Below are 18,580 nucleotides of genomic sequence, written 5' to 3'. Positions count from 1 at the left end.
ATAGGCGATTGCGCGTGCATATTTAAAGGAAAAAAGTGGATTATACGTACAAGCCATTGGGGGAATCTGCGCAGACACTGAAAACACCATGAAAAGAAAGGACCGACAACACTGCCGGTCCTTTTGGGTTGAGCATATTTTTATTAGGTTTATTTCTTAATACCCATGATGGTTTCGATTGCGGAAGCTACTTCGATATAGTCTTCAATCAATTCAGCCAGACGCTGTTCACCGGATGGCTCCAGGTGATAATAAACACGGGTCATTCTCTTGCCAACGGTTTTCTTATAATCTGTAATGTATTTGTTGTCAATCAGCTTGTACAAGGTAGGGTACATAGAACCTTCTGGGATTACTAAAACGCCACCTGATCTCTGGTTAATTAATTGGGAAAGCTGATAACCGTAACAATCTCCCTCTTCCTTCAGAAGATGAAGGAGAAGCATTTCTACTGAACCTTTTTTAAAATTACTCTTGTTTTTGTTTCTCTGTGTCATACTGCACCTATCCTTTCTTACTAATAAGAATAAAACAATTAGTTAAATAAGTCAACGAATATTTGCAATTTTTAATGAAGAATATGTGAATTTTTTTAAAAGAACGTAAAAAACGCAAAAAAACTTGAATGAATACTGAAATTTTGATTGTTTTTTCGATTACTTTCTGCTGGTTGCTAAATGTCCCATGATATCGCCTACTTCTGCAAGAAAGAGTTTTTTTCTGGCTAAATCAGAAAGAGTGAGTACACCGGTGAGTTTTCCGCTTTCGAGGACAGGAAGCCTGCGGACTTTTTTCTCTGAAAACATGCAAGCGGCATCGTGGACGTTCATATCGGCGTTCACGGCGATAATATTGCTGGACATGACTTCAGATATGGGAAGGCTTTGAAAGTCGCTTATTTTTGCGAATTTGCTGCGTAAAACTATATCTCTGTCTGTGACAACGCCTAAAAGACAACCTTTGTTGTCGCAGATTGGTACAAAACCGATATCATATTGTTTCATCAGGGCAGCAACATCGGCAATTGTAGCATCAATTTTTGCAAAGTAAATATTGGTAGACATTAATTCTTTTACAATCATGTTTTGAATCCTCCTGTTACATAGGATTTGCAAAAAGACAGGATTTATGAGATAGAAAGAAAAAGAGCGGCGTAAAACCACTCTTTTTGTTTTCTTGCTTACGATCTTGCTCTGTCCGAATTCCAGAAAGAACGAGAGAAGAGAATGATGATTGCGTAAAGCTCCAGTCTGCCTGCCAGCATGAGAGCGGCGGCATACATTTTTCCAAAACCGGAAAAGATGCTGAAATTTCCTCCTGAAATAGCGCCGAAAGCAGTGCCGTTGTTGGTGATACAAGCAAGAACTGTGGAAAAGGTTGTTTCCATATCTTGATTTTCCAGCGCCAGTACTAGAGATGAGAATATAAATACAGCGAAGTACATCAGAACAAATACTGTCACAGAAGCAGCAGTTGCTGCGCTGACGGGTTTTCCCTGAATCATGATAGGTTTTACTGCCCGCGGGTGAATTCGCTTGTAAACGCCTCTCAGAATGATTTTAAAGTATATGATAAAGCGCATAACTTTGATGGAACCGCTGGTAGAATTTCCGCAGCCGCCGATAAGGACGAGGATTAAAAGCACCATTTTGCAGGTAGTAGGCCACAGGTTGATGTTATCGATTTCATACCCGGAGGTTGCACCAAAGGCAGTTGCCTGTGCGAATGCGTCTCCAAAGGCTCCAAGGAAAGATTCGTACTGCCCATTTACGTAAAGAACGACGGAAATGACAAGTGCGCCTCCGGCAAGGAGTGCCAGATAAGTTTTTATTTCGAGCATATTGAATGCCATTTTCCACTTTTTGCAATACAACAGAAAATACATCATGAAGTTTACTGAGCCTGCAAGAGAAAAAAAGGTGAAGATGACTTTCACATAAGTCTCGTTGGTCAGATTTAAAGCACTGTCTGCGCTCAAAAGACCTGCAGTGCTGATAGTAGACATGGTATTGACAAGGGCATGAAAAGGATCAAGTCCGCTTGGCAGCAACAGGAGAAATTCGATGAGCGTCAGCACGAAATAAATTCGATAGGTTAGCTTTGCGGTGTCGCTGATTCTAGCTGACATTTTCTCAAAGTCAGGACCCGGAACTTCTGCAGCGGCCATTTTTTGTCCCTGTACACCAAGAACCGGGAACAAGGAGACGGTTAGGAGCAGGAGTCCCATGCCGCCAAGCCAGTTGGAAATCCCTTTCCAAAGAAGCAAACTGCGGGGCATGGTAGTAGCATCAATGACCCAGGCGCCGGTGGTAGTCCAGCCGGATATGGACTCAAAGAGACTGTCAATCAGACTGTATCCGCAGTTAGCGGTGAAATAGGGGACTGTGCCGACAATGCTGACCAGAATCCAGCATAAGAAAGCAACAAAAAAGCTTTCTCTGGATTTAATCTGCAGGGTGTAGTATTTTAAATGACGATACACAAAAAGTCCGGCGAAGATACAGCAAATGGCAGGGAAAAACAGAGCCGAAGCAGCATTGTACTCGGCAAGATAGATGCCATATGCCATAGGAGGCAGCATTGCTACTCCTTCAAAGAGAAGAACTACCGCAAGGGTTTTTAAAATTACTCGAACATTGTATGTCATAATGAAATCCTTTATAATATGTTAATATCTATCGCTTTTATACTCTTCTTTATGCCTTGTTTGAATTCCAGTAATGTGGTGACAGCAGCATAAAGAAAGTGAATAACTCCAGCCTTCCGGCAATCATGAGAAGGGATAGAATCATCTTGGAAAAATCGTTGAACATGGAGAAGTTCATGGAAGGTCCGATGAGATTAAATCCCGGTCCAACATTGCCAACACAGGTCAGCACAGAGGATATGGTAGTCATCAAATCAAATCCGTTGAGAGAGATAAGCAGGGAACCTGTAAATACAACAAAGATGTAGAAGAATACAAAATTTGCAATACCGGTTGCCATATCTGTTGGAATTTCCCGCTTATTCAGTGTCACCGTGATGACTCTGGATGGATGTAGCTTCAATGATACACCGCGGCGAATCAGTTTCAGTGAAACGAGAATACGAATGATTTTAACGCCGCCGCCTGTGGATGATGAGCAGGCGCCTGTCAGCATGAGCAGGAAAATCAGCATTCTGCTGAAAGTTGGCCAAATATCGTAATCTGCAGTGGCGTATCCTGTGGTCGTAATAATTGATGTTACCTGAAATGCAGAGTCTCTAATGCAGTCTCCTACATTTTGGTATGTGCCGGATGTCAGCAGGTTTATCACGATGAATGCAGTAACTACACCGATTAGCAGCAGATATATACGAAGTTCTGAATCCCGAAAAACTCTCTTGATACCGTGCTTCATCATGATAAAGTATAGATTAAAGTTGATTCCGCAAAGTACCATGAAAATGATGATGACCCATTGCACGTAAGGACTTGTGAACTGAGCAACACTGCTGTTATAGGAGGAAAAGCCGCCGGTTCCTACGGTGCCGAAAGTGTGTACCAACGCATCAAAAAAGCTTAGCCCTCCAAAGAGAAGAAGCAGCGTTTCAACAGCAGTAAACAGCAAATAAATCAGATATAGATTTTTTGCAGTGTCAGAAAATCTTGGTGCGATTTTGTCCAAAGAAGGACCTGGCGTTTCTGCGCTTGCAATGAGCTGACCGCCTACGCCGATAGAAGGAAGCAGCGCCATAGCAAAGACGATAATCCCCATGCCGCCCAGCCAATGGGTAAAGGAACGCCAAAAAAGGATGGACTTCGGCAGAGATTCAATGTCGGTCAAAATAGAAGAGCCTGTAGTAGAAAATCCGGAACAGATTTCAAAGAATGCGTCGATATAGTCTGAAACGGAGCCGGAGATCCAAAGGGGTACTGCACCGATGAGAGAAGCGGTCAGCCAGCACAGTGATACAATAAGAAACCCATCTCTGGCCTTAGGCCGGATTAGAGAAGGGCGGAATGTTTTTATTAAAATGAATCCCAGAAGAAAGCAGGGAAGCATCGTTGTCAGAAAGCTCTTTGCTGCAGTACCTTCGTGGTAAATCAGCGCCACGACAAAGGCAGGCAGGAAGGCTACGCCAAGGACAAGCAGCAGCATTCCCATCATTCTAATCACACTGTTAAAATTTACAGTCATGAGAATCTCCTAATTCTTATTTTTTAGTAATTTTTCCAGATCACCGATTTCGGAAAGCAGGCTTAAAATGATAACTCTGTCATTCCATTTAATTACAGTGTTGCCGTCAGGAATGATGACTTTCTGTCCTCTGTGAATGGCGGCAATGAGTACACCATCAGGAAGATCCAGCTTGTGAAGGGGCACGTCAATCATGTTCATATGAGAGTGCGCGACGATTTCCATGATTTCAGCCTGTCCTTGAATCAGCAGAGAAGAAATGATTTTCTTGGAGCCCTGAATAAAGCGTAAAATATTGCTGGCGGTGATATCAAGCGGATTCAGTACCATGTCGACACCCATACGCTCAATTAAATCCTTGTAGCTTTCGTGGCTGACTTTGGAAATAACGTCTTCAATACCGTGCTGCTTAGCGGTTAGAGCCAGCAGCAGATTTTCTTCGTCGTAGCCTGTGGCAGTAACAAAGGCATCCATTTCGTTCATATTTTCTTCTTCCAGCAGAGGAATGTCTGTACCGTCGCTGTGAAGCACCATCACATTGTTCAAATGGGTGGAAAGGTAACGGCACCGTTCCATGCTTTTTTCGACCAGTTTTACAGCAACCCCAAATTCTGAAAGCTTTTCTGCCAGATAAAAACCGGTCTTTCCACCGCCGATAATCATAACTTTCTGCAGGTTGGTGTACTTGCCTTTTTCGTGAACCCGTTTATTCAACTCGATAATTTGATCTTTTTCGCCGATGACGTAGAGATAGTCTCTTTCTCTGATATCATCATCCCCGTGCGGAATGATGACTTTACCGTTTCTGGAAATTGCGGCGATGAGCATATTTGGCATGACCTCGCGCACCTGTGGAATGGAAAGCCCTACAAGCTTATTGAATTTTCTTGCTGGGAATTCAATAAGGGCGATTTTGCCGCTGGTAAAAATACCGTTGCTCAAGGTATACTTTTCGGCAAGATATTTGTAGATTTCCAGCGTAATGGAAAGGTCAGGGTTGACGATGGAATCGATACCCATGGTTTCCTTGATGAATCCAAACTGGTTCATATGCTCCGGGTCTCTGACCCTTGCAATAACACGCCTGCAGCCCAGTTTTTTTGCAAAGGAAGCGATGACCATATTGGTTTCATCGTTATCTGTAGCAGCCAGAAGATACTGGAAATCCTTGATATCAAGATTCTTCAGTACGCTAATATCTCTGGCATCTGCATTGATTGTCATGACGTCAAGCTGCTGAGAAAGTTTCTGCAATACGTCGTTGTTCTTATCTATAATTGTAATGGCATAATCTCCGCCCAGCAGGGCTTCCGCAACGCGAAAACTCAGTTTGCCGGCGCCGACAATAGCTACATTCATCATAACTTATTTCCTCTTCATTTCCATCAAAATATTGGCATTTGCCTATATACATAACCCCTATTGTAATTCAAATGTTTCTAATTTGCAAGTAGGTGATGCAAATATATTTTACGGCTACATGAAAACCTTTTACAACTTCCGATATTGACAAATCTTGCTCATCTGTGTATTTTTGTCAATGAATGATGGTCATCTTGGGGTGAAACGGTCGATTATTTATATTAACATTGACAAGATTGACCGAAATTCGGAAATCTGTCAATTTTGTCAATGTTTTGGGGCTGAAATGTTGACTAAATTGACAAAAAAACGGAAAGTTGTCAATTCTGCCAAAGTAGTGCCCTGAAATGACAAGAAAATCCCTTGTTTTCTCAGCACTTATTGACAAAAACATAAAAAACCAAGAATTTGGCAATGTTTCTCTATGTCTCTTGTTTGTTAGAATTTTCATGCATCTGCTGTGAGTAAGGCGCGTGCAAAACTTGCCAACAAAAGGCGACCTGTGATACAATGAATTTCAAGGAGTGAGGATATGAAAATAAAATGTTTTGTAAGCGGAGCCCTTTTGAGCAACGGATATGTGATTTACCAAAGGGAGGGCGGCTACTGCTATATCATAGATCCGGGCTACAGCCCGAAGAAATTTATTGGATTTATCCGTGAAAAGGATTTGAAACCTGCCGGCGTTTTGCTGACTCATCTGCATCACGACCACACCGGCGCTGCAGAAACAGTAGCAGAGGCGATGGACTGCCCGATTTATATGCATGCGGATGACGCTTTTGTTTATCGGGGCAGCGTGGATTGTCATCTGAAAGATGGAGAGACCCTCGACCTTGAAGGTGAAACTTTACGGGTAATTCACACGCCGGGACACACCAAGGGAAGTATTTGTCTGATGAGCCAGAAGAGTAGAGTCTGCTTTACCGGAGATACGATTTTCGATACAGATCTTGGACGCACCGATCTTGCGGGAGGCAGTGAGGAGGATATGCGCCGTTCTGTACAGGAGATTATTGACAAATGGGAGAATGACATTACCATCTATCCCGGACATGACAGCGGCTGCAATATGAAAAAGGTAAGAGTTTACAACACGGAATTTTTAGCATTGAGGGACGGACATGAACGATAAGAACATCAGAATGGTCGCGCTGGATCTTGACGGTACGACCTTAGACCCATATGGAAAGATTACAGAAAGAACGGTAGCAGCGTTTAAAAGAGCGATGGAGCAGGGCGTGCATATCGTTATTTCCACCGGCAGAACCTTTCAGTCTCTGCCGAAGCAGCTTTTTTCTATAGATGGTCTCGAATACGTGGTGACCTCCAACGGCGCGCACATTACAGAACTTGCCTCCATGGAGCGAATTTACGAAAACCTGCTTCCTCCTGAGTCAGTGACTGCAGTGGTCGAACTGATTCGCCAAAAGGGCAGAACTCACATTTCCGTGGAAACTTTTATCGACGGACACGCCTATATTGACAAGGATGAATACGAGGAGATTATAGCAGAGGGTTCTACTTACCGTGACGCAGCTTACATTAGAGATACCAGAAATCCGGTGCCGCAGATTTTAGATTACATGATGGCACACAAGGGCGAAATTGAGAATATCAGCCTGAATTTTGAGTTTTTGGAAGAAAAGGCCGTATGGCGGGAAGAACTGGCGCAGATACCGAATCTGACTCTGACGACTTCCTTTATTCATAATATTGAAATGGGAGGCGTAAATACCAGCAAGGGCACGGCGCTGACTTTTCTCATGGAGCGTCTTGGGGTATTGCCTGAGGAGCTTATGGCTGTGGGGGACAGTCCCAACGACGGCGAAATGATGAAACTGGCGGGGCTTGGAGTGGCAGTGGCTAATGGTACAGAGGAAACGAAGGCTATAGCGGACTACGTGACTGCAAGCAACGCTGAGGACGGCGTGGCAAAGGCCATTGAAAAATTTGTGCTATAATTTATATGATTTAAGGGGAAAGAGATGAATTTGGGATTTTCTTATGTGGGTCTTGTCTTTTTGGCAATGCTGATGGTGCCCAATTTAATTTGGAGCCGCAATAAACCGGTAGGTTATGAGAACTATGTTGGCAGCGAAAATAAAATTCTGTTGGCATTTGAGCGAGTAGGAGAAGTAGCAGTAACTTGTTTGGCACTGATATTTACAGATTTTAATGTAGGGCAGGTGTCCGGCAGGACATTGATTTTGGCGGGAGCTTTTCTACTTCTGGTATTATATGAAGCATTTTGGATTCGCTACTTCAAAAGCGAGAAAACCATGGCGGACTTTTACAGCAGTCTTTTCGGCATTCCCGTAGCAGGCGCAAGCCTGCCGGTTTTTGCATTTGGATTGCTGGCGGTATATGGGAAAAATATATTGCTGCTGGTTGCGGTCATCACGCTGGGAATCGGACATATTGGTATACATCTGGGGCATAAGAGGGAGATTGAACATAATGATAACTTCAAGAGAAAAAGATGATATGTTAAAAGTGAATTTTTATGATAGTGTTGATGACAAATTATTAAAATTTGCAGTAATTGTTTCAAGGTCTGAGGGGAAATGGGTGTTTTGTAAACATAAAGAGAGAAATACTTATGAAGTTCCCGGTGGGCATAGGGAAAAAGGTGAAACAATATTGGAGACAGCAAAGCGAGAACTGATGGAAGAAACGGGAGCTGTGCAATTTATCATAAATTCGGTATGCGTTTATTCCGTTACTGGGAAGAACAGGGTGAATGAAACCGGTGATGAGACATACGGCATGCTTTATTATGCTGAAATAAGCGAATTTAATCCTAAGCTAAATAGTGAGATGGAAAAGATTGAGTTATTTGATGAGTTGCCGGAGGCATGGACTTATCCGGACATTCAGCCATTACTGGTGGCTAAGGTACATAGGAGATTTGGGGAGAGTGTCGATGAATATTACAATTAGAGAGGAACAGGAAAAGGACTATCGCAGGGTTGAAGAAATCACCAGAGAAGCTTTTTCCTATCCTGGCAGAATAGAGGATGGAGGGATTGGCTGTCCATATGAGCACTGGATGGTGCATGAGTTGAGACGGAGAGATGGAATACCAGGTCTTAGTTTAGTTGCTGAAATAGATGAAACCATCGCAGGACATGTCATTTGCAGCAAGGCAGAAGTAAGAATGGAAGATAGAACGATTCCTGTTTTGAATTTTGGACCAATTAGCGTATTGCCAGAGCTACAGAGGAAAGGTGTTGGAAAGGCACTCCTTACTGGGATGATTGCTAAAGCAAAGAAAATGGGTTTCGGAGCAATTCTATTCTTTGGCAGACCGGAGTACTATCCGCAGTTTGGCTTTAAAGAGGCGTATACGTGGGGTATAACGGATTTAAACGGAAATCATTATCCCGCATTTATGGGAATGGAACTTATTCCTGGATATCTTTCTTCTGCTAAAGGCGGCAAATACTATGAATCAGATATTTACGATGATGAACTGAATGCTAAGCGTGTAAAAGCTTATGACGAGGAAAATTTTCCTTTCATATAGCAATAAGGAGAAGATGATATGATTCGATATGCAAATATGAATGACTTTGAAGTTCTGAAACAGTATGAACACGGAGTTTCTGAAGAGGAACTTAGAAACTGTATAGAATCAGGAAGAATTCTCGTTATGTTCCAGGCGAACACATTTGCCGGCTGGCTGCGGTACAATTTGTTCTGGGACAGCATTCCTTTTATGAATATGTTGTTTTTTCTGGAAGGTTACAGAGGTAAAGGCTATGGCACACAGTTAACGGATTATTGATTGTGGGGCTTTGCTGCTTTCCGGTGAGCCTCTGGAAATTATTTTGCAAAAAAATTGGTAACACAGAAAGGAAGTCTATGAAAATAGCTATTACACAGAATTTTTACGACCAGATGGCAAATCAATACGATAAGCTGTTTCAGAATTGGGAGGAAACAACCAAAGAACAAGCGGCGCTTTTAGATAAGATTTTTAAAAGTTACGGTTTTGATACTGATGCAGAGTTTCTTGACTGTGCATGCGGCATTGGTACGCAGGCTGTAGGTATCGCACAAAAAGGTTATAAAGTAACTGCTTCGGATCTCAGCGAGGGGGAGCTTGCAGAGGCGAAAAAGAGAGCTGCGGATAATCATGTAGATATTGTATTTACTCAGGTGGATTTCTGTGCTTTATCCAAAACTTTTGATCGGCAGTTTGATATCGTCATCGCAATGGACAATGCGCTTCCACATATGCTTTCCCATGAGGCGCTGGCAAGTGCGGTAAACAGCATTTCAGACCGTACAAAATCCGGCGGTATTTTTGTCGCAAGCATTAGAGACTATGACAGCATTCTTGCGGAAAAACCGACTTATTCGCCGCCATACATTCACAAAACCGAGGGTGGTCAGCGGGTTTCTTTTCAGACATGGGATTGGAATGGCGACCATTATCAGTTTACCCAATATATCATCGAAGATGAGGGAGAACCGCGAATCAGCAAGTTTGCCTGTGAATACAGAGCAGTGCGCAGACAGGAACTGACAGATTTACTCCTTGCCGGCGGATTTTGCGAAGTTATCTGGAAAATGCCGGAAGAAACTGGATTTTATCAGCCAATTGTGGTTGCGAGATGAAAAGATATGGATATCTTCATACAGGGAATCGGATTTCTGGGCGTAATTGCCTTTATCGTTTCTTATCAAATCAAGTCCAATAAGGCGCTGTACATATTTCAGCTTTTAGGTTCGCTGCTTTTCTGCATTCAGTTTTTCATGCTGGGTGCGTACAGCGGCTGTTTGAGCATGTTGCTTAATATTCTGAGATATGCGCTTTTGACAAAGTACAATGAATGGAAATGGGTGCAGAGGAAAGAACTTGCGTGGGCATTTTGTGCTGCCTTTGCAGTGGTTCTGATTTTTACATGGGCAGGTCCTGTTACCATTTTGACATTTTTAGCGTCATCGGTTAGTACAATTTTCTATTGGACCAATAATGCGAAGATGATAAGAGGGGCTAATTTGTTCTGTGCATCACCTTGCTGGCTGATTTACGATATCTATGCCGGCTCGTGGGGCGGCGTTCTAAATGAAACCATCACTTTAACTTCAATTATCGTATCTGTGGTGCGGTTTGGCTGGAAAGCGATGGGCGACCCGGATTCGGAGTTTCAAAAGTGATTTATAGATGAAAAAACAGTAGACGGATACCTGTAAAAATAGGTGTAATTTAAGTGGGTAAATTGGGATTTGCAGGAGAATTTGAAAATGATTGAAACAGAGAGTCTTATTCTTGATAAGGCGAAGTTTTCGGATTGGAAAGAAATGTATTACAATGTTTGGTCTCAACCGGAAAGTGCAAAATACATGTCTTGGAGTATTACTACAAACGAAGATGATGCCAAAATACGGATGATAAAAACTATTGCATTTCAAAAAGAGCATGATACATATTTGGTTTATGAAAGGGCAAGTGGTAAGGCGATTGGCTTTGCCGGCGTAGAAAAGATTGGTCCTTGCACCTATCAAGAAGCAGGGATATGTTTAGGTCCCAATTATGTACGGAAAGGGTTTGGAAAACAGATTCTTCGGGGGTTGATTCAATATTGCAAAAAGGAGTTTGATGCAAAAGAATTTATTTATTCGACAAGAGAGGAAAACAGAGCATCTAATCTTTTGGCAGAGTCATTTGGTTTCTCGATGATTTCTACAGTAACTGAAATAGACGGCAAAGACGGACATCGTTATAATCTTTTACAATATAGCTTAAAGTTATAATTCTCAATTTATCTGGTAAAATCTGTTGAAAAGGGCACTAAGCCATACATAGGATAATGATTGTGTGAATATGTGTTTTTCTTGCTTTTTCCTTGTACTTCGCGGGGAAATGTCATATAATGAAATCTATGGGCAATGAACTATTGAAAGGACATGATACAGTAATGGATAGCGAAAAGATAAAAGAAGGTGTCCGCTTGATTCTTGAGGGAATCGGCGAAGATATAAATAGGGAAGGACTGAGGGAAACGCCGGAGCGGATTGCACGTATGTACGAGGAACTTGCAGCTGGATATACCGACAGTGCACAGACGCATCTTGCCAAGCGGTTTCATGTGGAAAACAGCGACATGATTTTGGAGAAAGATATTCATTTCTATTCTTTCTGCGAACACCATATGCTTCCTTTTTATGGAAATGTAGCTGTAGCATATATTCCAAATGGTGAGGTTGTAGGACTTTCCAAGATTGCCAGAACTGTGGAGGTTTTCGCAAAGCGCTTTCAGCTGCAGGAGCGGCTTGCAGCGCAGATTGCTGACGCTTTTATGGAAGAATTGCAGCCCAAAGGAGTCATGGTGCTCATTGAAGCTGAGCATATGTGTATGACTATGCGTGGTATTAAAAAACCGGGTGCAAAGACTGTGACGGTGGTTACCAGAGGTGCGTTTGAGCAGGATGAGAAGCTGCAGAATCGTTTCTTTCAGGTGATGGGTAAGTGATGGAACACATGAATCGGGTAAATCGAATCATCAGGCATCCGCTTTGGCAAGGAGCGATGGCGCAGATTGAGGCTATGGAAGAGACTCGTATATATTGTAAGCATGATTTGACTCATTTGCTGGATACAGCAAGGCTGGCACACATCGAAAATCTGGAAGAAAGTCTTGGAGTCAGCAAGGAACTGATTTATGCGGCGGCGCTACTGCACGATATCGGTAGGGGCTTGGAGTATGTGCAGGATGTTCCTCACCATGAGGCAAGCTGTGCACTGGCAGGAACGATTTTGAGTGAAATAGGCTTTTGCGAAGAAGAATGTGCTGCAATTATTGAGGCAATCGGTGCCCATAGACAGCCGGATAGTAGATTACGATCTGATTTGGCAGGGCTGTTGTATCGTGCTGACAAAGGTTCACGAAACTGTTTTTATTGTAAACAGCAGGGGACCTGTAACTGGAGTGAAGATAAGAAAAACAAGGAGATAAAAGATTGAAATGAAAATTGGAAATAGAGATTTTGACTTTGTAAATAGCTGCTATATCATGGGAATCCTCAACGTCACGCCGGATTCCTTTTCTGATGGAGGAAAGTGGAACGACCTGACACGGGCGAAAGCACATGTGGCGCAGATGATTGATGAAGGAGCAGATTTAATCGATATTGGTGGAGAGTCCACAAGGCCGGGTCATGTGCAGATTTCTATAGAAGAAGAAATCCGGCGGGTGGTACCGTGTATTGAGATGGTAAAGGAAAATTTTGACGTGCCTGTGTCTATTGACAGCTATAAATCACAGGTGGTAGAAGCGGCACTTAAAGCGGGGGCAGATATGGTCAACGATATCTGGGGACTGAAATACGATAAGAAAATAGCGGAGTTGATTGCTGCGTATGATGTTCCTTGCTGTCTTATGCATAATCGGGAAAAAGCCGAGTACGAGGATTTTATGGCAGATATGTTGGAAGACATGCGAGAAACATTGGAAATTGCACAGGTAGCAGGAATTTCAAAAGATCAGATTATGCTGGATCCAGGTGTAGGCTTTGGAAAAACATATGAACATAATTTGATTGTTGTCAATCGCCTGGAGGAACTTTGTGCATTAGGATATCCGGTATTACTTGCTACTTCGAGAAAATCTATGATTGGAAATGCGCTCAATCTACCAGTAGAGGAGCGTGTCGAAGGAACGGTAGCAACGACAGTCATGGGTGTGATGAAGGGCGCAGCCTTTGTTCGTGTCCATGACATCAAAGAAAATTTCAGGGCGATTCAAATGACCCTTGCGATTATGGGAGAAGGAAAATGAAAAAGTACGATGAAATTCATATAGAAAATCTGCAGTTTTTTGCCAATCATGGCGTTTTTTCCGAGGAGACTGCACTGGGACAAAAGTTTGTTGTGTCCGCTGTGCTTTATAGTGATTTGCAGAGTGCAGGAAGAAGCGATGACCTGACAGAATCCACTCATTATGGGGAAGTATCACAGTTTATGGTAGGATTCCTGCAGGAGCATACCTATAAACTTATAGAGGCTGCGGCAGAGCAGCTGGCATGGGCTGTTCTTGAGGCATTTCCGCTGGTACGCGGCATTTCCCTGGAAATCAAAAAACCATGGGCGCCGGTAAAGCTGCCGCTCGACTATGTATCGGTTAAAATCACCAGATTCTGGCATCGCTGCTATATTGCACTGGGTTCTAATCTGGGGGATAAGAAAGGTTATTTGGACATGGCAGTTTCTCGTCTCTCTCAGTCAGAGGGTTGCCGTGTCAAGAAGGTTGCAGATTATATCGTTACCGAACCTTACGGCGGTGTAGAGCAGGACGATTTTCTCAACAGCTGTTTGGAACTGGAAACCCTGCTTTCGCCTGCAGAACTGCTTACGCTTCTTCATGAGATAGAGGCTGCGGCTGACAGAAAGAGGGAAATCCACTGGGGACCGAGAACACTGGATTTGGATATTTTGCTCTACGATGATTTGGTAATGGACAGCGAGGCGCTTACGATTCCTCATGTGGAAATGCATAAGCGAGACTTTGTGCTGACACCTCTGGCGCAGATTGCACCCTGGGTGCGGCATCCTGTGTTTGGAAAGACCATCAAAGCGTTGAAGGAAGAATTATAAATTGTTATGAAAAAATGTGTGGACATATAAACGCCACATATTTAGTGATTTTCTGAAACAGACAAAGCTGACTGCTTTTTAGATTTTTGTCAGTTTTGTCTGTGTTTCTATCAAAAATCCTGCCAGAACTGACAATTATTTTTGATTTTGTCAGTTCTGTCAGGATTTCAGGCGTATTAAGATGGGGTTCTTCACGATTTGCTGACAAAATCCTGCATGCTGCTATCATTTTGTCAGTATTGATGGTTCATGATACTTTTCATGCGTTTGCCGTGGTAGGCAAGCGATGGAACCGTGGCAATGAGAAACGTCTGTGCTACAATAATTTCAAATGTTAATTTGCGTTGCTTGCAGCAACGGACGGTTCCTTATACAATCGCCTTATCGATTGAAAAAGGAGGAAATCTAAAAATGTTAAACGAAAACATAAAGATAATCAGAAAATCAAAAGGACTTTCTCAAGAGGAACTTGCAGTTAAGCTGAATGTGGTGAGACAAACGATCTCTAAATGGGAACAGGGATTGTCAGTACCGGATTCGGATATGCTAATCGCCATATCAGAGGTCTTTGAAACGCCGGTCAGCGCTTTGCTTGGAGAAACCATTGCTGAGACAAAGGTCGATGACCTAAAAGTAATTTCTGAAAAACTAGAAATTATAAACCTGCAGCTGGCACAGAGGAAGAATACAAGAAGAACGCTGATTCACTGGCTGCTTATTACATTGTCTGCAGTTATCATAATCATTTTTGCCTTTCTAATCGTTTTCGACAGTCCTTACTTAGGCTGGAACTATAGCGATCCGGAAACTGCGGTATTAGGCGTAGCCTTTCACTCGCTTGAGTGGCTGTTTGTTAGAATCGCACCGATTATTTTAATAGGAGCAATCGTTGGAAGTTTTCTGACTCGAAAGAAAGGCTAAAAAGCCTATACAGTGCTTTGGAGGAAAACACAATACTAAAGCAGATTCAATATTTTCAGGCAATGGTTTGCTGCGGCAGAAAAGCTGGTGGCAGACTGGGCAAAGAATATCTAATCGATGTGTGATTTTGACGATATGCCAACTTTAAAGGTTTATTTTAACTTTCTTGCGTTCGCTACTTTGAAAACGCCAACTTAGACAAAGTTTTTTTTGAAATGGCGGTGAGTGCCAACATGAAGGAGTTTTTAAAAGAATATGGCACGATGTACCGTCGTTTTATCAGTGAAATCTGCTAAATCCAGTAGCTTGGCGCAATAATCTTATAGAAACCGCTGAAAGTTGGCATATTTCGGAGAGGTAACGCAAGGATTTATAAAATAAGCAGTGAAGTTGGCGTCCATAGCTTATGCACCATCGTCAATAATGAACTTCAAACTAAACGCAGCCAAAACCAACAAAATAAACCCTTGCAAATCTTACTTCTTTTAGGTATACTATTTGAGACAAACAAAAAATATATGCAGCGTTGAAGAAGAGGAGTAAGTGTGATAACACTCTACAGAGAATAAGGTTCATAGGCTGAGAGACCTTAGAGAAACGTGTCCGCCGAAGGTTGCTTTGGAGCTGTTTTGGAAATGAGAGTCATCTGAACTAGCTTCAGATGGAACAAAGGTGGTACCGCGGAATAATTTCGTCCTTTGTGAGTGCATGCTCACAGAGGACTTTTTTATTGCCTGCTGGAGCTTGGCGCACCCGAAAAACAAACTATAGAAAGAAGGAGATTCCAATGGAAAAAAACTTAGCAAAGACCTATAATCCGAAGGATTTTGAGGACCGCATTTATGAGATGTGGGAGAAGAACGGCGCTTTCCGTGCTGAGGTGAGAGAGGATAAGAAGCCTTTTACCATTGTCATGCCGCCGCCAAATATTACAGGCCAGCTGCACATGGGACACGCCCTGGACCAGACTTTGCAGGATGTACTGACTCGCTGGAAGAGAATGCAGGGTTACAGTGCGCTGTGGCTGCCGGGCTCTGACCACGCCAGCATTGCAACGGAAGTAAAGGTGGTAGAAAAAATCAGAAATGACGAAGGCAAAGAAAAGGAAGATCTGGGCAGAGAAGAATTTTTAAAGCGTGCCTGGGCATGGAAGGAAGAATACGGCGGCAGAATCACAAGACAATGCCGTAAGCTGGGAGATTCCTGCGACTGGAGCAGAGAACGATTCACCATGGATGAAGGCTGCAACAAGGCAGTCAGACATTTCTTCGTTCATTTATATAACAAGGGACTCATTTACAGAGGAAACCGTCTGATTAACTGGTGTCCGCAGTGCGGTACATCTCTTTCCGACGCCGAAGTAGAGCACGAGGACAAGAATGGACAGTATTGGTATTTCCGCTATCCTGCTGCAGAAGAAGGCGGCAAGGAAATGGTCGTTGCAACCTCAAGACCTGAGACTATGTTCGGCGACGTTGCCATTGCCGTACACCCAAGCGATGAAAGATATAAGGATATGGTAGGAAAGAAAGTCATTCTGCCACTTGTTGGCAGAGAAATTCCTGTCATTGCAGACCCTTACCCGGATCCGGAAAAAGGAACCGGCGCAGTTAAGATTACGCCGGCCCACGACCCTAACGACTTTGAAGTAGGGCAGCGTGCAGGACTAGAAAATCTTTGCTGTATCAACGAAGATGCAACAATGAACGCCATGGCAGGAAAGTACGAAGGCATGGACAGGTACCAGTGCCGCAAAGCATGGGTAAAAGACTTGGAAGAAGCGGGCTACCTTGTAAAGACCGAGGAGAAGGTTATTCCAGTAGGCGAGTGCTACAGATGCCACACTGTCATCGAGCCAATGCTTTCCGATCAGTGGTTTGTCAAGATGGAAGAACTGGCAAAGCCTGCTATTGAAGCTGCAAAGAGCGGCGCGCTGACTCACGTGCCTGAACGTTTTGAAAAGACTTATCTCCACTGGCTGGAAGAAATCAGAGACTGGTGTATTTCCCGGCAGCTGTGGTGGGGACATAGAATTCCGGCATGGTACTGTCAGGAATGCGGAGAACTGATTGTAGCGGAGGAAGATCCAACCAAGTGTCCAAAGTGCGGTTCTGCTGATTTAGCGCAGGACGAAGACGTTCTTGATACCTGGTTCTCATCTGCGCTGTGGCCGTTTTCCACACTGGGTTGGCCGGAAAAGACTAAGGAACTGGAATACTTCTATCCGACTGATGTGCTGGTAACAGGCTACGATATCATTTTCTTCTGGGTCATCAGAATGGTATTCTCCGGCTGTGAAGCTATGGGAGAATCTCCGTTCCATCACGTATATATTCACGGACTGGTTCGTGACGCAGAAGGTCGCAAGATGAGTAAGTCCCTTGGAAACGGCATCGACCCGCTGGAAGTCATCGACCAGTACGGAGCAGACGCTTTGCGTTTTATGCTGACCACAGGTATTACGCCGGGTAACGATATGCGTTTTAAAACAGACAAGCTGGAATCTGCTAGAAATTTTGCCAACAAACTTTGGAACGCTTCCAGATTCGTTATCATGAACCTTAAGGACGAAGAAGGCAACTTTAAAGAATTGGCAAAATGCTGCGCAGACTGCTGCGGCATGGCTTGCGGAGATACTACAAACTTTGCGAATATCGCACTGCGCGATGAAGATAAATGGATGATCAGCAGAGTCAACGACGCTGCCGACTATGTGACAAAGGCGCTGGAAAAATATGACCTTGCGCTGGCAGGGCAGAGAGTTTACGAACTGATCTGGAACGAGTACTGTGACTGGTACATTGAGCTGGTAAAGAAAAGACTCTGGGGCGACGATGAAGAAGACAAGAAGGTTGTCAGATTCGTTCTGGTTATGGTTTTGAAGAACATGCTGGAAATGCTGCACCCGTTCATGCCGTTTATCACAGAAGAAATCTGGTCCTTCCTGCCGCACTCCGACTGCGAAAGAGAGGAGAATCCGAACTGCTTCCTGATTCAGGCGAAATGGCCGGAATTTGCAGAAGAAAGGCGCTTTGCAGCAGAAGAGGAAAAACTGGAAATCGCTATGGAAGCGATCGGCGCAATCAGAAATATCCGTGCTGAAGCTGACGCAAAACCGAGCAAGCAGCTGCGTGCAGTGATTTTGGCGCAGGGAGAAAAGATGGAAATTATCAAGGGCGGCGAGAGATATATCAAAGACCTTGCCAACATCAGTGATATCAAATTTGTAACCGACAAATCGGAAGTGCCGGAAGAGGTTATGTCTGCCGTCATCGCAGGAATCGAAATCTTTATTCCGCTGGATGACCTTGTAGATTTTAATGCTGAGTTTGATCGTCTGACCAAGGAAAAGAAAAAGCTAGAAGGTGAAGTAAAGCGCGTTTCCGGCAAGCTTTCTAACCAGGGATTCCTTGCAAAGGCACCTGAAAAGGTGATCAACGAGGAAAAAGAAAAACAGGCAAAATATGAAGATATGCTGGCCAAGGTAGAGGCGAGACTCGCTATGGTCGCAAAGAAAGTGAACAAATAA

General features: G+C 43.5%; 20 protein-coding genes. 15 read left to right on the top strand and 5 right to left on the bottom strand.

Annotated features, from left to right (window positions below; all coding sequences use genetic code 11):
- Positions 1–149 precede the first annotated feature (149 nt).
- The 5 genes from D1151_RS00610 to trkA form a co-directional block, all read right to left on the bottom strand.
- Positions 150–497: a PadR family transcriptional regulator gene (locus tag D1151_RS00610; RefSeq protein WP_160202260.1), complete on the bottom strand. Its 348-nt coding sequence runs from the start codon at positions 495–497 to the stop codon at positions 150–152.
- A 159-nt stretch (positions 498–656) separates the two neighbouring features.
- Complete coding sequence (locus D1151_RS00605) at positions 657–1,082, bottom strand: CBS domain-containing protein (protein WP_160202259.1); 426 nt, start codon at positions 1,080–1,082, stop codon at positions 657–659.
- A 98-nt stretch (positions 1,083–1,180) separates the two neighbouring features.
- Entirely contained in the window at positions 1,181–2,647 is a 1,467-nt protein-coding gene (locus D1151_RS00600; protein ID WP_160202258.1) for a TrkH family potassium uptake protein, read from the bottom strand.
- Positions 2,648–2,696: 49 nt separating this feature from the next.
- Positions 2,697–4,163 (bottom strand): TrkH family potassium uptake protein, encoded by a 1,467-nt coding sequence (locus tag D1151_RS00595; protein ID WP_161907576.1) that lies wholly within the window; start codon positions 4,161–4,163, stop codon positions 2,697–2,699.
- A gap of 9 nt (positions 4,164–4,172) precedes the next feature.
- Positions 4,173–5,525, bottom strand: a complete 1,353-nt coding sequence (gene trkA, locus D1151_RS00590) for a Trk system potassium transporter TrkA (protein ID WP_243151069.1) — start codon at positions 5,523–5,525, stop codon at positions 4,173–4,175.
- A gap of 532 nt (positions 5,526–6,057) precedes the next feature.
- On the opposite strand from trkA, the gene D1151_RS00585 reads away from it, so the two are divergent.
- The 15 genes from D1151_RS00585 (at position 6,058) to D1151_RS00515 (ending at position 18,580) form a co-directional block, all read left to right on the top strand.
- On the top strand, positions 6,058–6,660 hold the full coding sequence (locus D1151_RS00585; protein WP_161907575.1) for an MBL fold metallo-hydrolase: 603 nt from the start codon (positions 6,058–6,060) through the stop codon (positions 6,658–6,660).
- Positions 6,650–7,489: an HAD family hydrolase gene (locus tag D1151_RS00580; RefSeq protein WP_161907574.1), complete on the top strand. Its 840-nt coding sequence runs from the start codon at positions 6,650–6,652 to the stop codon at positions 7,487–7,489. Before D1151_RS00585 ends, D1151_RS00580 begins: the two co-directional genes overlap by 11 nt.
- A gap of 24 nt (positions 7,490–7,513) precedes the next feature.
- The gene (locus D1151_RS00575) at positions 7,514–8,011 is read left to right on the top strand and encodes a hypothetical protein (RefSeq protein WP_161907573.1); all 498 of its coding nucleotides are present in this window, start codon (positions 7,514–7,516) and stop codon (positions 8,009–8,011) included.
- A complete protein-coding gene (locus tag D1151_RS00570) occupies positions 7,986–8,468 on the top strand; it encodes an NUDIX domain-containing protein (protein WP_243151125.1) in 483 nt (160 codons plus the stop codon). Before D1151_RS00575 ends, D1151_RS00570 begins: the two co-directional genes overlap by 26 nt.
- Positions 8,452–9,054: a GNAT family N-acetyltransferase gene (locus D1151_RS00565; RefSeq protein ID WP_161907572.1), complete on the top strand. Its 603-nt coding sequence runs from the start codon at positions 8,452–8,454 to the stop codon at positions 9,052–9,054. The genes D1151_RS00570 and D1151_RS00565 overlap by 17 nt, the downstream gene beginning before the upstream one ends.
- An 18-nt stretch (positions 9,055–9,072) precedes the next feature.
- Positions 9,073–9,315 (top strand): GNAT family N-acetyltransferase, encoded by a 243-nt coding sequence (locus D1151_RS00560; protein ID WP_161880236.1) that lies wholly within the window; start codon positions 9,073–9,075, stop codon positions 9,313–9,315.
- A 77-nt stretch (positions 9,316–9,392) separates the two neighbouring features.
- Complete coding sequence (locus D1151_RS00555) at positions 9,393–10,151, top strand: class I SAM-dependent methyltransferase (RefSeq protein ID WP_161907571.1); 759 nt, start codon at positions 9,393–9,395, stop codon at positions 10,149–10,151.
- A gap of 6 nt (positions 10,152–10,157) precedes the next feature.
- A complete protein-coding gene (locus D1151_RS00550) occupies positions 10,158–10,694 on the top strand; it encodes a YgjV family protein (RefSeq protein ID WP_161907570.1) in 537 nt (178 codons plus the stop codon).
- A gap of 87 nt (positions 10,695–10,781) precedes the next feature.
- Positions 10,782–11,291 (top strand): GNAT family N-acetyltransferase, encoded by a 510-nt coding sequence (locus tag D1151_RS00545; protein ID WP_161907569.1) that lies wholly within the window; start codon positions 10,782–10,784, stop codon positions 11,289–11,291.
- Positions 11,292–11,410: 119 nt separating this feature from the next.
- Entirely contained in the window at positions 11,411–12,010 is a 600-nt protein-coding gene (gene folE, locus D1151_RS00540) for a GTP cyclohydrolase I FolE (RefSeq protein ID WP_369122402.1), read from the top strand.
- Positions 12,010–12,501 (top strand): HD domain-containing protein, encoded by a 492-nt coding sequence (locus D1151_RS00535; protein WP_306770818.1) that lies wholly within the window; start codon positions 12,010–12,012, stop codon positions 12,499–12,501. The genes folE and D1151_RS00535 overlap by 1 nt, the downstream gene beginning before the upstream one ends.
- 1 nt (position 12,502) lies before the next feature.
- The gene (gene folP, locus D1151_RS00530; protein WP_161907568.1) at positions 12,503–13,315 is read left to right on the top strand and encodes a dihydropteroate synthase; all 813 of its coding nucleotides are present in this window, start codon (positions 12,503–12,505) and stop codon (positions 13,313–13,315) included.
- A complete protein-coding gene (gene folK / locus D1151_RS00525; RefSeq protein WP_160202248.1) occupies positions 13,312–14,130 on the top strand; it encodes a 2-amino-4-hydroxy-6-hydroxymethyldihydropteridine diphosphokinase in 819 nt (272 codons plus the stop codon). Before folP ends, folK begins: the two co-directional genes overlap by 4 nt.
- A 411-nt stretch (positions 14,131–14,541) precedes the next feature.
- Positions 14,542–15,051, top strand: coding sequence for a helix-turn-helix domain-containing protein (locus tag D1151_RS00520; protein ID WP_161907567.1), 510 nt, complete (start codon positions 14,542–14,544; stop codon positions 15,049–15,051).
- A gap of 787 nt (positions 15,052–15,838) precedes the next feature.
- Positions 15,839–18,580: a valine--tRNA ligase gene (locus D1151_RS00515; RefSeq protein WP_161907566.1), complete on the top strand. Its 2,742-nt coding sequence runs from the start codon at positions 15,839–15,841 to the stop codon at positions 18,578–18,580.

The organism is Emergencia sp. 1XD21-10 (assembly GCF_009936045.1).
In the GTDB taxonomy this organism is placed as follows: Bacteria; Bacillota; Clostridia; order Peptostreptococcales; family Anaerovoracaceae; genus Senimuribacter; species Senimuribacter intestinalis.
The sequence above is the reverse complement of the archived record's forward strand: the minus strand, read 5'-3'. Positions and strand labels throughout refer to the sequence as shown.